We start from the raw sequence: 13,414 nt of genomic DNA on the forward strand, positions 1-13,414 counted from the left end.
CGAAGGCCGGGACCCGCGGGTCCCGGCCTTCGTCGCGTCCGGGCGCTCAGCCGGCGTCGTGGCCGCGGCGTGGCCGCTCGTCGCGGGGGCCGCGACGCCTCGCGTCCGCGTCCGCGTCGACCCCGGGCAGCAGCTCGTCGGGCAGCTCGGGCACGGGCACGACGACGACGTCCTGCACCTTCCAGTCGAGCGCGACCAGGGCCTCCTTCGCCGTGACCAGCTCGGCGAGCGAGGGAGACGCGCCGCCGCGCGGCACCGCGAAGGCCTCGACGTGGAACACGTGCCCCTCGTCGCGCACCCGGCACCGCGCCTCCTCGACCCACGGCAGGTCCGTGAGCCGCTCCTCGAGCTGCGCCACGAGCGGGTGGGGGGCGTCGCCGTCGACGGTCTGTGCGCGGGAGTCCATGAGCGCGGAGACCGCCGTGCGGAGGTTGCGCACGCCGTCGTGCAGGATGCTGCCCGAGATGAAGAGGGCGGCCACCGCGTCCGCCCACCACAACCCCAGGCCGATGCCGAGCACGCCGACCACGCCGCCGAGCGCCGTCATCCAGTCGGCCTTGTTCATGTCGGCGTCGGCGTGCAGCACGCGGTCGTGCAGCGACCGGGCCAGCGGCATCTTGGCGCGGCCCAGGAGCACCGGCGGGATGCCCGTGTAGACGAGCACGGCGATCATCGGCCAGCCCGACCGGACCACGTGCCCGGCGATCTCCACGACGCCGACGGGCGGGTGCTCCTGCGCGAGCAGCCCTGACGCCGAGTCGAACACCATGAACGCGCCCATGGTCACGAGCGCGGTCGCGGCGACGAGGTGCCCGACGCCGATCGACCGGTGATAGCCGTACGGGTGCCGTTCGCTCGGCGGACGGCGGGTCAGGTGCACGGCGACGAGGAACGAGATCGGGGGGATGAAGGAGAGCAGGTCCTCGACCCACGCCGCCTTCATCGCCTGCGAGCTGCCCATGACGAGGTAGACGCCGGTCACGGCCGTGACGAGGAAGGCGATGGTCAACCAGGCGAGGCGGACGGCGCGACGGAGGTCGCGCTCCTCGTCGGCCGGGAGCTCGGTGCGTCCGAAGCGCGCGGTCACGGGTCGACGTCCTGCGCGAGGAGGAAGCGCTCGAGCTCGGTCATGAAGGCGTTCTCGCCCAGCCGCACGGCCATGACGTGCGCCTCGGGCTTCCCCTCGGGACCCGTGGTGTGCGCGTAGGGGTAGGTGAGCGCGGCGTGCTGGCTCCACGGGGAGGACGACGTCAGCCCGCCGACCACGAGGTCCAGCTCGTCGCGGTCGAGCTGGTCGACGAGCGCCTCCTCGCCGCCGCGGGTCCACTCGACCTCGGCGTCGAGCGTCCGGGCGAACTCGCGCACGAGGTCCGGCTCGATCCCGCGCGGGCCGGGCGCGTCGTCGTCCGGCTCGGCCTCGGTCCACGGCGGGTTCGCGGAGACGCCGACCCGCAGCACGCCGCCGCGCACGTCGTCGAGGGTGCCCTCCGGGTCCGTCGGGACCGTCGCGCCGCAGCCGGCGAGCAGCAGGCCGACGGCGACCACGACCACTCGTCTGATCATGGACCCATCCAACGCCATCCCTGCGGTTCCGCACGTCGGCGGGCGAGGAGGTGAAGGAGGGCGCGGAGGGCGTCAGTCCTGGTCGGCGCCGAGCGGCCCGCCCGGCCAGCGGTTGCCGCCGACGGCCGCCGCGAGCGCCTCCTCCGGGTGCTCGGGCACGACGTCGTGCCGGGCGGCGTCGCGGGACGGTGACCGCCCGGCCGTCCGGCGCGGCTCGACCTCCTGCGCGCGGCGCGCGGTGAGGGCGGACATGCGCCGGCTCTTGCGTGCCTCGCTCGTGGGCTCGAGCGGCGAGTAGTCGTAGTACGCGTAGGAGCCGGCCTGCTTGGCCGGGACGCGGTTGAGGACGAGGCCGAGCACGCGGGCGCCGACCGTCTCGAGCGCCCCGAGCGACTGGCCCAGCTCCTGCTGGTGCACGGAGTGCGCGCCGACGACGACGATCGCGCCGCCCGTGAGCCGGGCGAGGATCGCGGCGTCGGTCACGGGCAGGAGCGGCGGCGTGTCGATGATGACGACGTCGTACCGGCTGCTCACGGTCGCGAGCAGCTCCGCCATGGTGCGCGAGCCGAGCAGCTCGCTGGGGTTCGGGGGGATCTGGCCCGACGGGAGCACGTGCAGCTGGCCGTTGCCCCAGGGCTGGACGACGTCCTGCACCGAGGCGCGGCCGATGAGCACGGTGGTCAGGCCGACGGTGCCCTCGAGGTCCATGTACCGGGCGACCGACGGGCGGCGCAGGTCCGCGTCGATCAGCAGCACGCGCGTCCCCGCGTCGGCGAGCGTGATCGCGAGGTTGATCGCCGTCGTGGACTTGCCCTCACCGGGCAGCGACGACGTCACGACCATCGTCTGCAGGTCGTCGGTCACGTCGAGGAACTGGAGGTTGGTGCGCAGGCGGCGGAAGGACTCGGAGCGCTGGCTGTGCGGGTTCGCCGCGAGCAGCAGCGGGCTCCGGGTCGCGTCGTCGTCGTGCACGATCTGGGCGACGACGGAGGTGCCGGTGACCTTGCGCACGTCCGCCTCGGTGCGCACCCGGGTGTCGAGGACCTCGCGCAGCAGCGCGATGCCGAAGCCGAGGGCGAGGCCGACGAGCACGCCGAGGGCCACGTTGAGCTTCGTGTTCGGGCTGGCCGGGTCGACGGGCGGTGCGGCGGCGCGCACGGAGCTGATCTGCACGGGCGAGGGCCCGTCCTGCGGCTTCTCGAGCACGGTCACCTCGGTCGCGAGGCTCTCGGCCGTCGAGTTCGCGATGTCCGCGGCGTGCTGCGGGTCCTCGTGCGTGGCGGTGATGTTGATGAGGACGGTGTCGAGCGGGTTGTCGGCGGCGATCGACCGCGCGAGCTCGTCCGGGGTGGTGCTCAGGTCGAGGTTCTCGATCACGGGGATGAGCACGCGCGGGCTCGTCACCAGGTCCGTGTACGACTTGACCTGCTTCTGCGTGAAGCTGCTGCCCTGCAGGAGGTCCGAGGTCGTCCCGCCGCCCGTGCGGACTGAGACGAACACCTGCGCGCGCGCCTCGTACGTCGGCGTCGTCAGCAACGTCACGCCGACGGCGGCCCCGAGGGCGACGAGCGTGATGAGCGAGATCGACACCCAGCGCTTGCGCAGGATCGCGACGTAGTCCTGAAGTTCCACCTGATCTCCCCCATGGGTGCTGTCCTTCGTGGCCCATCGGCGCACGGGGGACCGGTGTGAGGCGTTCGCGGCATGCGTCCTCGGTCCGCGGCAACGCCTCACATCCCGCGCGCTCGGCCGATCGGGGTGGTGACGCGCCCTCGCCCGAGGGGGCGCGCCGACGAGCGCGACAAGGCGGTGACCATGCCCGGAGCAGTGCCCGACCTCTCTGACGTCGGCCTCACCTCGGCGGCACCGTCCGTGCCCTCTCCGGGCGGCGGGCGGCTGGACCACGTCCCCGCGCACCGCGACGGCGTCCCGGCGCCGCACGACGGCGTCCCCGCGCAGCGCGACGGCCGGGCGGGGGCGGTCGTCCCCGTGCGTGCCGGGCACCGCCGCTGGTGGGTCGCCTACTCGACGCGCGTGCTGCTGACCGACGCCGTCGCCGTCTACGTCGCCGTCTTCACGGCCTACGTCGTGCGCGAGGACGCCGCCGGGATCGCGCGCGTGAGCGGGCAGCTGTCGCCGACGTACCTCGCGGTGTCCGTCACGCTGATGTGGGCGTGGCTCTTCGCGCTCGTCGCGGGCCGCACGCAGGACCGGCGGCTCGTCGGCGTCGGGCCGGCCGAGTACCAGCGGGTGTTCTCCGTGTCGTGGCGCCTCTTCGCCGCGGTGGCGGTCGTCGCCTACCTCGGCCGGATGGAGATCGGGCGCGGCTACCTCGGCATCGCGTTCCCCCTGGGCCTCGCCCTGCTCCTCGCCGGCCGCTACGGCTGGCGCCAGTGGCTCAAGCGGCGTCGGCGCGTGGGGGAGCTGCAGTCCTGCGTGCTCGTCGTCGGACACCGCGGGAAGGCCGAGCAGACCGTGCGCGAGCTGCGCGAGCGCTCCGGAGCGGGCTTCGGCGTCGTCGGCGTGTGCCTCCCCGCGGGGGAGGCCGACGGCGGCCCGGTCGACGGCGTCCCGGTGCTCGGCACGACCGACGAGGCCGCCGCCGTCGCGCGGCGCGAGGCCGTCGACGCCGTCACCGTCGTGGGCGCGGACTCGCTCACGTCCGACGTCGTGCGGCGGCTGGGCTGGGACCTCGAGGGCTCGGGCATCGACCTCGCCCTCACGGTCGCGGTGCGCGACGTCGCCGGGCCGCGGGTGATCGTCAACCCCGTCAACGGCCTGCCCCTCGTGTACGTCGACGAGCCGCGGTTCTCCGGACCGAAGTACCTGGTCAAGACGGTGTTCGACTGGTGCGGCGCGCTCGTGCTGTGCCTGCTGCTCGCGCCCGTGCTCGTGGTCGTCGCCGTGCTCGTGCGGCTCTCCGGCCCGGGGCCCGTGCTCTACACGCAGGAGCGCATCGGCGCGGGCGGCCGGACGTTCCGGATGCTCAAGTTCCGCTCGATGGTCGCGGGTGCGCACGAGCGCCTGGCCGAGGTGCTGGCCGCCGAGGGCGTGGCCGACGTCGGGCTCTTCTACAAGCCGAAGAACGACCCGCGCGTGACGCGCGTGGGCCGCGTGCTCCGCCGGTTCTCGCTCGACGAGCTGCCGCAGCTGTTCAACGTGCTGCGCGGCGACATGAGCCTCGTCGGCCCGCGGCCGCAGATCGCGGACGAGGTCGCCCTCTACGACCGCAAGGCGCACCGCCGCCTCCTCGTGAAGCCGGGGCTGACGGGCCTGTGGCAGACGTCGGGCCGGTCGGGCCTCAGCCCGGCCGAGGGGATCAGGATGGACGTGTACTACGTGGAGAACTGGACGCTGTTCGGCGACCTGCTCATCCTCGTGCGGACGGCCAAGGCCGTGCTGGCCGCGGAGGGTGCGCGGTGACGGGGGCCCTCACGGCCCCGGGTGCCGTCCAGGTCGAGGTGGTGATCGTCTCCTACGGGTCGATGCACCTCGTGCGACGCTGCCTCGAGTCCCTGCGCCTCCACGCCGCGCGGGAGGTGCGGCTGCGCATCCACGTGGTGGACAACGCGAGCCCCGACGGGACCGCCGACGCGGTCGAGCACGAGTTCCCGGAGGTCAGCCTCTGGCGACGTCCGTCGAACGACGGTTTCGCGGTGGCGACGAACACGGCGCTGCGCCACGTCACCGCGCCGTTCGTCCTCGTCCTCAACCCCGACACCGAGATCCCGGCCGGGACGCTCGCCCACCTGCTCGACACCATGGCGGCACATCCCGACGCCGGCGTCGTCGGCTGCCGGCTGGTCCGGCTCGACGGCTCCCTCGACCACGCGGCCAAGCGTTCCATCCCGGACCCGGTCCAGGCACTCACCTACCTCGCGGGGCGTCGAGCGACGCACGCCCACTACCTCGCACCGTCGGTCGGGCACGACGAGCTCGGTGAGGTGGAAGCCGTGAACGGAGCGCTCATGCTCATCCGCACCGCCGCCCTCAGCGACGTCGGACTGCTCGACGAGCGCTACTGGATGTACGGGGAGGACCTCGACTGGTGCGTCCGTTTCGCCGCTCACGGCTATCGGATCCTCTACGACGGCCGGGTGTCGGCGCTGCACGTCAAGGGCGCGACCAGCGACCGCAGGCGCTCGACGAAGCTGATCTGGCACTTCCACCGGAGCATGGCGATCTTCTACGCCTCGCACAAGGCGGGGCGCAGCCGCCTGCTCGACGCCGCCGTCTACGTCGGCATCTACGGCCGGTTCGCGCTGCTCGCATCGACTGCACCGCTGCGGTCCCTCGTCGGCCGACGCACGGTGTCCGCATGACGAGCGCTCCCTCGCCCGCCCCCGAGCCAGCGGTCCGACTCGCGGTGGTGGTCCTCAACTGGAACTGCGCGAGCGAGACCGCCGCGGCGGTCCGGACGCTTCCCGACTCCTGGCACGCGCGGGTCATCGTCGTCGACAACGGGTCCGAACGTGAGCTGGAAGCCCTGGCGGAGATCGAGTCCTGGCCGGGCGTCACGGTCGTGCGCCGTCCGTCGAACGGTGGCTACGCGGCCGGCATGAACACCGGCATCGACGAGGCCCGTCGACGGGGTTTCACGCACGCCGCGCTCGTCAACGCCGATGCACGTCCCGATGCGGCGACGCTCGTCGCACTCTCGCGGCTCGCCGCCGGGTCGGCCGTGGTCGGCACCGCTCAGCGGGACGCGTCGTCGCGGTACGTGACGGCGGCACGCGGCGGAGTGTTCGCGCGGGAGCTCGACTGCCCCGGCTGCGACGCGGGGGACCACGAGGTGGACGTCGTCACGGGAGCGACCATCCTTCTCGAGGTCGAGACGGCCGTTCGCCTCGGGGGCTTCGACGAGTCCTTCTTCCACTACGCGGAGGAGGTCGACTACTGCCTCCGCGTGCGCCGGGACGGTGGCCGGATCCGCTGGTCCTGCACGACCGTCGTTCCCCACGCGGTCGGCGGCTCGATCGCCCACGGGTCCGCGTCGGCCCACTACTACACGGCTCGCAACAAGGTCCTCCTGGCGCGGAAGCACGGCGTCGCCGTGTCCGCTCCGCGACTGCTGAAGGACGAGGCGACCTTCGCTCTACGAGCAGCTCGGGATCGCCATGTCGGTGCCTGGCTGACCGGTCTCCTGGACGGCGTCCGCGGCGTGGACGGGGCGCGGGGCCGATGAGGATCGCTGTCTTCTCGCACTCCGCCGGCCTCGGCGGCGCCGAGCGTTCGATGCTCGAGCTCGTCGCCGCCCTGACAGGTCGTGGCCACGACGTCGTCGTCTACCTGCCCAGCGACGGTCCGCTCGCCGAGCTCGCCGCGGCCGCCGACTCTCCGCCGTCCGTCCGGTACTGCGCGAGCCACCGATGGCTGTCCCCTCGAGGCCGCGGTCCCGCCGGCGTCATCCGGCTCATCCAGTGCCTCCTGGACCTGCCGCGGACGCTCTGGGCGCTTCATCGCTGCTCACCGGACGTCGTCGTGTCGAACACCTCCGTCACCCCCACGCCGTTGCTCGCCGCGACGGTCCTCGGCCTCCCTCGCGTCGTGGTGGTCCGTGAGGCGATCGCGACCAACCCCGTCATGGCGTCAGCGCTCCCGGTCACCCTGGTCGTGCGGGCGCTGCACGCCTGGTCGGACGTCGTGGTCGCCGTCTCACAGTTCGTCGCAGAGCAGGTGCGCGCAGACCACGTGGTGCTCGAGGACGTGCGGCCGCTCGCGCCTCGGACGCGTGTGCGCGGCAACGGGCGCCTGCGGACGGCGGTCCTCGGCGCGGTGACACGTGACAAGGGACAGCTCGACGCCGTCAGAGCCGTGGCCCACGCCGTCTCCCAGGGCACGGACGTGGAGCTCGCGCTGTACGGCGCAGGAGCGGGACGCGACGTCAGTGCAGTGCTGGGTGAGGTCGCGGCCAACGGGCTCGTCGACCGTGTGGTGCACCACGGCGAGACGGACGACGTCGCCTCCGTGCTCGCACGCACCGACCTCCTGCTCGTCCCCTCGCTCAACGAAGGCTTCGGGCGCGTCACCGTGGAGGCGCTGCACGCTGGCGTCCCCGTGCTGGGCTATCGGTCAGGAGGGACGGTCGAGGCGATGGCGCTGGGCGGTGGGCTCCTCGTCGAGCCCCACGCCACGGCCCTCGGTGAGGCGATGACCGAGCTGGCGCGCGACGCGGAGGTGCTCGCCGACCTGGGTGCGAGAGCCGCCGCCGCCGGTGCGGAGTGGGCGCGGGTACGCAGCACCGATCACCTGGCCGACCTCGTGCTCGCCACGGGGCGAGGTCCTCGCCGTCCCGCACCCGTGCTGACGGGGGAGCGCGATGAGTGAGCCGACGGTGGGAAGACTCCGCGAGACGGTCACGGCCTCGCGCGCCTGGCACGGTCGCGCCCTGGCTCTCGTCCTGCCCGTGACCACCATGGCGCCGGCACTGGGCGTGCTCGGGACGCCCGCACGCGTCCTCGTGGCCGCGACGGCGGGGTGGGCCGTCCTCCGTGCGCCGGCGCGGCTCCGTGAGCTGCAGGTCGGCCTCCTGCTCGGACTGGTGCTCCTGCTCTCTGCCGAGGCGCTGGGGGCGCCGACCCTCGGCCACGGGCTCGTCCGGCTCCTCAACTGGCTCATGTTCGTGCCGCTCGTCTTCCTGCGCTTCGACGCGCGCGTCGCGCGTCTGCTCGGTGCGTCGCTCCTCCTGGCCTGCTGGCTGCAGGTGGTCGGCGTCGCCCTCCAGGCGACCGGGCGCCTGCGCGGGACCTGGGGCGGGCTTCTCGTGAGCGGGAGTCTCTTCGACCCCACGAACCGCACGCTCCTCACGAGGTACACGGGCTTCCTGGGCAATCCCAACGACCTCGGACTCCTGCTCTGCCTGGGCGTCGTCGTGGCGCTCGTCGGTCTGGTCACGCGCGAGTACGGCAGGCGGAGCGTGCTCCTCCTCTCGGGCGCCTGCTTCACGTGGGTGCTGTTCCTCACCGGATCGCGGGGGGCGATCGTCGGACTGGTGGTCGGTATCGCCGTCGTCGTGGTGCTGCTCCGCCCGAAACACGCGGTCGCCGTCGCGGTCGGCGGGGTTGCGGTCGGCATCGTGCCGGTGCTGACCTCGGACGCCGTGCGTCGTGTGGTCGACTCGATCGGTGCGATCGTCGCGGGTCGCGACGCGAGCGCCTCCTTCCGTTCGAACCTGTGGGCCGAGCAGCTCCGCGTCAACGACCGGTGGCTCCTCGGGAACGGGTTCAGCGGCTACGTCGAGGGATCGCCCGGTGACGGAGCCGTCACGGGCACCGTGGACAACGCGTGGTTGAAGCTGTTGCTCGAGGCAGGGCTCGTGGGCTGCGCCGTCCTGGCACTCCTCCTGCTGGCCTTCCTCGTGCCGCTGCTGACCACGAGGCGAGCAGCGACACCGTTCGCCTCGACGGTCGCCGTCGTGGTCAGCGCATGCCTCGTCATGGTGGTGTGGCGCTCGCTCTCGGCTGACCTGCTCGACATCAACCCGTGGAACGCGGTCCTGTGGATCCTCCTCGGGCTCGCCGGCGGCCTCGCACGGACCGCCCGGACCCCGTACCACTCCCTGGACGTCCAGGGAGTCGTCGTGCCGGCGCAGCGGCTGTCGACCTCCCTTCCGGTCGGCGGGGGGATCCGGTGAACGACGCCGCAGAGGCGCCTCGAGGCCGCGTCGCGCTCATCGGTGCCTACGAGCGCGACAACTTCGGGGACCTGCTCTTCCTGCACCAGACGCAGGCGTACCTCGAGGCGGTGGGCCTCGAGGTCGTCGCCACGTCGGCGTTCGAGGCGGACATGCGGCCGCTGCTCGGGCGGCAGATCCCCGCATTCCACCGGGTTCTCGCGGAGGAGTCGTTCGACCACGTCTGGACCGTCGGTGGCGAGGTCGGCGGCGCCACGATGGACACGGCCTACCGATCCCTCGCGGACGACCGGTTCAGCCACATCGGTGCCCGGTCCGGGGGCCGGGCGGCGAGGATCCGGGCGCTGAGCGGCGCGGAGCCGGGCGATCCGGCGTACGTCGCGCGGCTGACGGCCTTCCCGACGAACGCGCTCGCCTCGCTGACGGTCAACTCGGTCGGTGTCTCGGGGCTCGCTGCCCTGAGCGCGGAGGAACGGCGTGTGCACCTCGCCGCGTTGCGCGAGTGCGACTCCCTGGTGGTCCGGGACCGGAGGAGCGACGCCCTCCTGGCCGAGGCGAACGTCCCGCACACGCTCGCACCGGACCTCATCCACTCGATCGCCCTGACCCGTGCGAGGCCGCGCGTCTCCGACGTCGTCCTCGTGCAGGCGGCCGAGCGGTGGATCAAGGCCGTCGGCCCGCAGCAGGTCGCCCGCGCACTCGTGGGCGTACCGCAGCTCCGGGATGCACGCGTGCGTCTGCTGCTCGCAGGCACCGCACCGGGGCACGACTCGCCCGCCGCGTACCGGACGGTGATCGACGAGGTGCGCGCCCTCTCGCCCGAGGTCGACATCGCGGTGTGGGATGGTTCGCGCGACCCGTGGGAGATCGTCGACGCGATCGGTGGTGCGCGGCTGTGGGTGGGGCAGTCGCTGCACGGGCGCATCGTCGCGGGGGCATTCGGCGTGCCGCGCCTCAGCCTCGCTGACCCGAAGCTCGACATGTACGCCGCGACCTGGGACCGCGACATGCCGGCAGGCGTGACGCCCGCGACGCTCGGCGTCGCCGTGGACGAGGCGCTCTCGGCCCGTAGCGCACGTCAGGACCAGGGCCTCGGCCGCCGGCTGGGCCTGCTGGCAGACGCGTCGGTCCGAGCGACGGTCGACCGGATGCTGGCGCGCGACCCGCTCGATCGGGCGGTTGCTCGCTTCGCCTCCGTGGAGAGCCTGCGCCGCGGTCAGGTGTCCGACGCGGAGGGCCGGGTCCTCCGTCGCGCCGAGGACTCGGTGAGCCGCGGTGCGCGAAGCGCGACCGCCGTGCTCGACCGGCACGCACGAGCGCTCGTGCTGCGCGCACGGTCGTCCACCGGCCGGTCACGTGGCTGACACCCTCGCTGGTCCGCAGCCGCCCTCGCCGCAGGTCCGGCGACCGGACGGTCCCGTGGCGGTCCTGCTCGGTCGTCTCGCGGCGATGGTGTGCGTGCTCGCGACGGCACCCGTGATCGCCCGGGCGCTCGGACCTGAAGGCCGGGGGGTCACGGCGGCCGCCCTCGCGATCCTCGCCGTGGCACCGCTCGTCGTCGCTCTGGGTGTCCCGCTGGCGATCCGCAGACGACTGGCGGTCGACGGGACCGCGCGTGCAGACCTCGTGCGAACAGGTCGCGTCCTGGCGGCGTCCACGGCGCTCGTCTCGTCGGCGGCAGCAGTCCCCCTCGAGGCGCTGGCGCTCCCCGGCCTCGACTGGCCCGCGCGGGTCGCCTTCTTCGTGTCCATGGCGCTGGTACCGCTGTCGGTCTCGTGGACGATCGACGCCAACGTGCTGCTCGTGGAACGACGGTTCCGCCTGCTCGGCGCGCTGTCCCTCGTCCACGGGCTCGTGTCGACTGCCATGGTGGTCGGCTTCTGGGCATGGGGACGACTCGACGTCTCGACCGTCCTGTACGCGTTCCTCGCGGGCAACGTCGTGACGTTCCTGGTCGGTCTCGTCGTCGTGGACGACCGCGGTGGCAGGGTGTCCGACGTGCGCGACGTCATCAGGGAGGGCTGCTCGCTGGTCGCGGGGCAGCTCGCCGAGGTGGGTGCGGCGCGGGTCGCGCAGATCGCGGCCCTCCCGCTGCTCGGTCCGGCTGCTGCGGGCCTCCACTCGGTCGCGGCGACGGCCGGCGGCGTCGGAGCCCCGGTCGCAGACGCCTACGCGAACGCGAGCTTCGGGCGTCTCGCGGACCGCTCCGACCATGGAGTGCTCGTCGCTGCGGTCCGCCGCGGCGCGGCCCTCGCACTGCTCAGCGGCGTCGCCGTCGCGTGCGCCGCATGGGCACTTGTGCCGGTCGCGTTCGGGGACCCGTTCACCGCCTCCCGGCCGCTCGCTCTCCTCGTCGCCGCGACGACGACCGCGGCGGGGGTCGGTGCCGTCGGCGGCGCCGCGCTGGCCGCACAGCGATGCGGCCAGCGCATGAGCATGGCGCGGGCGGTGGGCCTCGCAGCGAGCGGCGCGTTGCTCGTGCCCGCCGCCGCGTGGCTCGGCGTCACCGGCGTGGCTCTCGCCATGCTCGTGGGTTCGCTCCTGACGACCGCGCTGATCCTCCGCTTCGTCGGGGTCTCGCCGGCGCAGGCGGTGCCGCGTCCTCGCGACGTCGTCGCATCGATCCGCGAGCTGTTCGGCGTGCAGCGATGAGCGCGCCGCTCGCCGAGGTCGTCGTGGTCCTCTACCGGTCGCTGCCGTCCGCCACGGAGGAGATCGCCGGCTTCCTGGACCTCGCCGCCCGCGACATGCGGATGCACTGGACCTTCGTGGACAACAGCGAGGACCAGCACGACTCGGCGCTCCTCGCGCCGCTCCTCGCTGATCGGGCGAACGCCCGGCTCGTCCGGCGCCCCGACAACCCCGGCTTCGCGGCTGCGTGCAACCTCGTCGGGCTGAGGACCGACGCGCCGTGGCTGGTCCTCCTCAACCCCGATCTTCTCGTCACGGCGGAGGCTTTCGACGTGATGCGCGCCGCCATGGTGGGGGCCGACCGCTCGACGGCAGCGTTGGCCTTCTCCCAGCGGACAGGCACGCTGAGGCATGCGGGTGTGGCCTTCAGCGTCGCGGGCTGGTTCATGGACCGCGCTGTGCGCGACGCCTCGGGCCGGTCGCCGGGGGCACGCGAGCTCCTGTACCGGGTCTCCGGCGGGGGCGGGCGGCTCGTCGGCCCCTCGGGCGGCGCGGCGGCGTACCGTGCCGACGCCTTCCGCGCCCTGGGCGGGTTCCACGACGAGTACTTCGCCTGGGGCGAGGACGCCGATCTGGCCCTCCGGCTCGACCTCGCGGGTCTTCGCACGGGGTGCGTCGACGTCGACCTCCCGCACCAGGGTGGCCACTCGGTCGTCGGACCCGGCGTGCAGCGGCGGGCGCGCCTCCTCGCGCGCAACCGCGTCCTCCTTGCCGCACGCCTCTACACCGCTCCGCAGGCGGTCGCCTTCGCCGCGTTCTTCGTCGCGGTCCTCGCCGCCAAGGTGCCCCTGATGCTGCGCGACGGCACGCTCACGGCGAACCTGCTCGGCGTCGTCTCGGGATGCCGGGCCGCGCGCAGCGCCCGGCGGTCGTACGACGGGGCACGGCTGCGGCTCAGGGACGGACTGCGCGGACCGCCGCGGCGGGGGAGGGTGCGGTGAGGCGCAGGTCGGTGGGCGTGGTGCTGGTCCTCGGCGCCGCGCTCGCCGGGTGCGACGGCGCGATCGAGGGCGGCGTGCACGGCGATCACGAGTCCGGTCTCGCCTCCGCGACCGAGGCCGTGCGCCAGGAGCGTGGTGCCGCAGCCCCCACGTGGTCCACCTGCGCCGCCGACGCCGCGCTCGCACGCGCCGAGGCCCTCGTCGGCGAGCCGGAGCTCACCCACGCTCCCCTCGACGACGTCATCGCCGACTGCGGGGTCACCGTCGCGGCCGAGAACCTCAGCCGCGCCCCCGCGGGGACGCCGGCCGACGACGTGGTCGCGGCCTGGATGGACTCGCCGGGTCACCGCTCCAACCTGCTCGACCCCGAGCTCACCCAGGTGGGCGTCGGCTGCGTCGAGGACGGTGAAGCGCTGCTCTGCGCGCAGGTCTTCCTGGGACCGCCCCGGGGCGGGTGAAACCTCGCTCGGACGCCCTTTCGCGGCACATCACCCGTGCGGCGCGGCTCACACCGAGCACGGACCGGTCGATCACCCCGTGACGGCGGAGAGCGGCCGACCGCTCGAACGGGTGAGATCCGGTCGGG

12 protein-coding genes are annotated in these 13,414 nt (G+C 73.6%); 9 read left to right on the forward strand and 3 right to left on the reverse strand.

The window, feature by feature from the left end:
* Window positions 1-46: 46 nt before the first annotated feature.
* The 3 genes from ICW40_RS05350 to ICW40_RS05360 all read right to left on the reverse strand — a co-directional run bounded on the left by ICW40_RS05350 (window position 47) and on the right by ICW40_RS05360 (window position 3,195).
* Window positions 47-1,087: a cation transporter gene (locus ICW40_RS05350; protein WP_221652802.1), complete on the reverse strand. Its 1,041-nt coding sequence runs from the start codon at window positions 1,085-1,087 to the stop codon at window positions 47-49.
* Entirely contained in the window at window positions 1,084-1,563 is a 480-nt protein-coding gene (locus ICW40_RS05355; RefSeq protein WP_221652803.1) for a transporter substrate-binding domain-containing protein, read from the reverse strand. Before ICW40_RS05355 ends, ICW40_RS05350 begins: the two co-directional genes overlap by 4 nt.
* A gap of 72 nt (window positions 1,564-1,635) precedes the next feature.
* Window positions 1,636-3,195 (reverse strand): polysaccharide biosynthesis tyrosine autokinase, encoded by a 1,560-nt coding sequence (locus ICW40_RS05360; RefSeq protein ID WP_221652804.1) that lies wholly within the window; start codon window positions 3,193-3,195, stop codon window positions 1,636-1,638.
* A gap of 183 nt (window positions 3,196-3,378) precedes the next feature.
* On the opposite strand from ICW40_RS05360, the gene ICW40_RS05365 reads away from it, so the two are divergent.
* The 9 genes from ICW40_RS05365 to ICW40_RS05405 are packed head-to-tail and all read left to right on the forward strand — an operon-like array spanning window position 3,379 to window position 13,286.
* On the forward strand, window positions 3,379-4,986 hold the full coding sequence (locus ICW40_RS05365) for a sugar transferase (RefSeq protein ID WP_221652805.1): 1,608 nt from the start codon (window positions 3,379-3,381) through the stop codon (window positions 4,984-4,986).
* Window positions 4,983-5,885 carry a glycosyltransferase family 2 protein gene (locus ICW40_RS05370; RefSeq protein ID WP_221652806.1) on the forward strand — a complete coding sequence of 301 codons (903 nt, stop codon included), beginning with the start codon at window positions 4,983-4,985 and terminating at the stop codon, window positions 5,883-5,885. Before ICW40_RS05365 ends, ICW40_RS05370 begins: the two co-directional genes overlap by 4 nt.
* The gene (locus tag ICW40_RS05375; protein ID WP_221652807.1) at window positions 5,882-6,748 is read left to right on the forward strand and encodes a glycosyltransferase family 2 protein; all 867 of its coding nucleotides are present in this window, start codon (window positions 5,882-5,884) and stop codon (window positions 6,746-6,748) included. The genes ICW40_RS05370 and ICW40_RS05375 overlap by 4 nt, the downstream gene beginning before the upstream one ends.
* The gene (locus tag ICW40_RS05380) at window positions 6,745-7,890 is read left to right on the forward strand and encodes a glycosyltransferase family 4 protein (RefSeq protein ID WP_221652808.1); all 1,146 of its coding nucleotides are present in this window, start codon (window positions 6,745-6,747) and stop codon (window positions 7,888-7,890) included. The genes ICW40_RS05375 and ICW40_RS05380 overlap by 4 nt, the downstream gene beginning before the upstream one ends.
* Window positions 7,883-9,196, forward strand: a complete 1,314-nt coding sequence (locus ICW40_RS05385; protein WP_221652809.1) for an O-antigen ligase family protein — start codon at window positions 7,883-7,885, stop codon at window positions 9,194-9,196. Before ICW40_RS05380 ends, ICW40_RS05385 begins: the two co-directional genes overlap by 8 nt.
* Window positions 9,193-10,560, forward strand: coding sequence for a polysaccharide pyruvyl transferase family protein (locus tag ICW40_RS05390; protein ID WP_221652810.1), 1,368 nt, complete (start codon window positions 9,193-9,195; stop codon window positions 10,558-10,560). The genes ICW40_RS05385 and ICW40_RS05390 overlap by 4 nt, the downstream gene beginning before the upstream one ends.
* A 55-nt stretch (window positions 10,561-10,615) precedes the next feature.
* Entirely contained in the window at window positions 10,616-11,848 is a 1,233-nt protein-coding gene (locus ICW40_RS05395) for a lipopolysaccharide biosynthesis protein (protein ID WP_221652811.1), read from the forward strand.
* The gene (locus tag ICW40_RS05400) at window positions 11,845-12,828 is read left to right on the forward strand and encodes a glycosyltransferase family 2 protein (protein WP_221652812.1); all 984 of its coding nucleotides are present in this window, start codon (window positions 11,845-11,847) and stop codon (window positions 12,826-12,828) included. Before ICW40_RS05395 ends, ICW40_RS05400 begins: the two co-directional genes overlap by 4 nt.
* Complete coding sequence (locus ICW40_RS05405; protein WP_221652813.1) at window positions 12,825-13,286, forward strand: CAP domain-containing protein; 462 nt, start codon at window positions 12,825-12,827, stop codon at window positions 13,284-13,286. The genes ICW40_RS05400 and ICW40_RS05405 overlap by 4 nt, the downstream gene beginning before the upstream one ends.
* The last annotated feature ends 128 nt before the right edge of the window (window positions 13,287-13,414 follow it).

It is taken from the genome of Actinotalea ferrariae (genome assembly GCF_019733465.1).
GTDB classification, from domain to species: Bacteria; Actinomycetota; Actinomycetes; order Actinomycetales; family Cellulomonadaceae; genus Actinotalea; species Actinotalea ferrariae_A.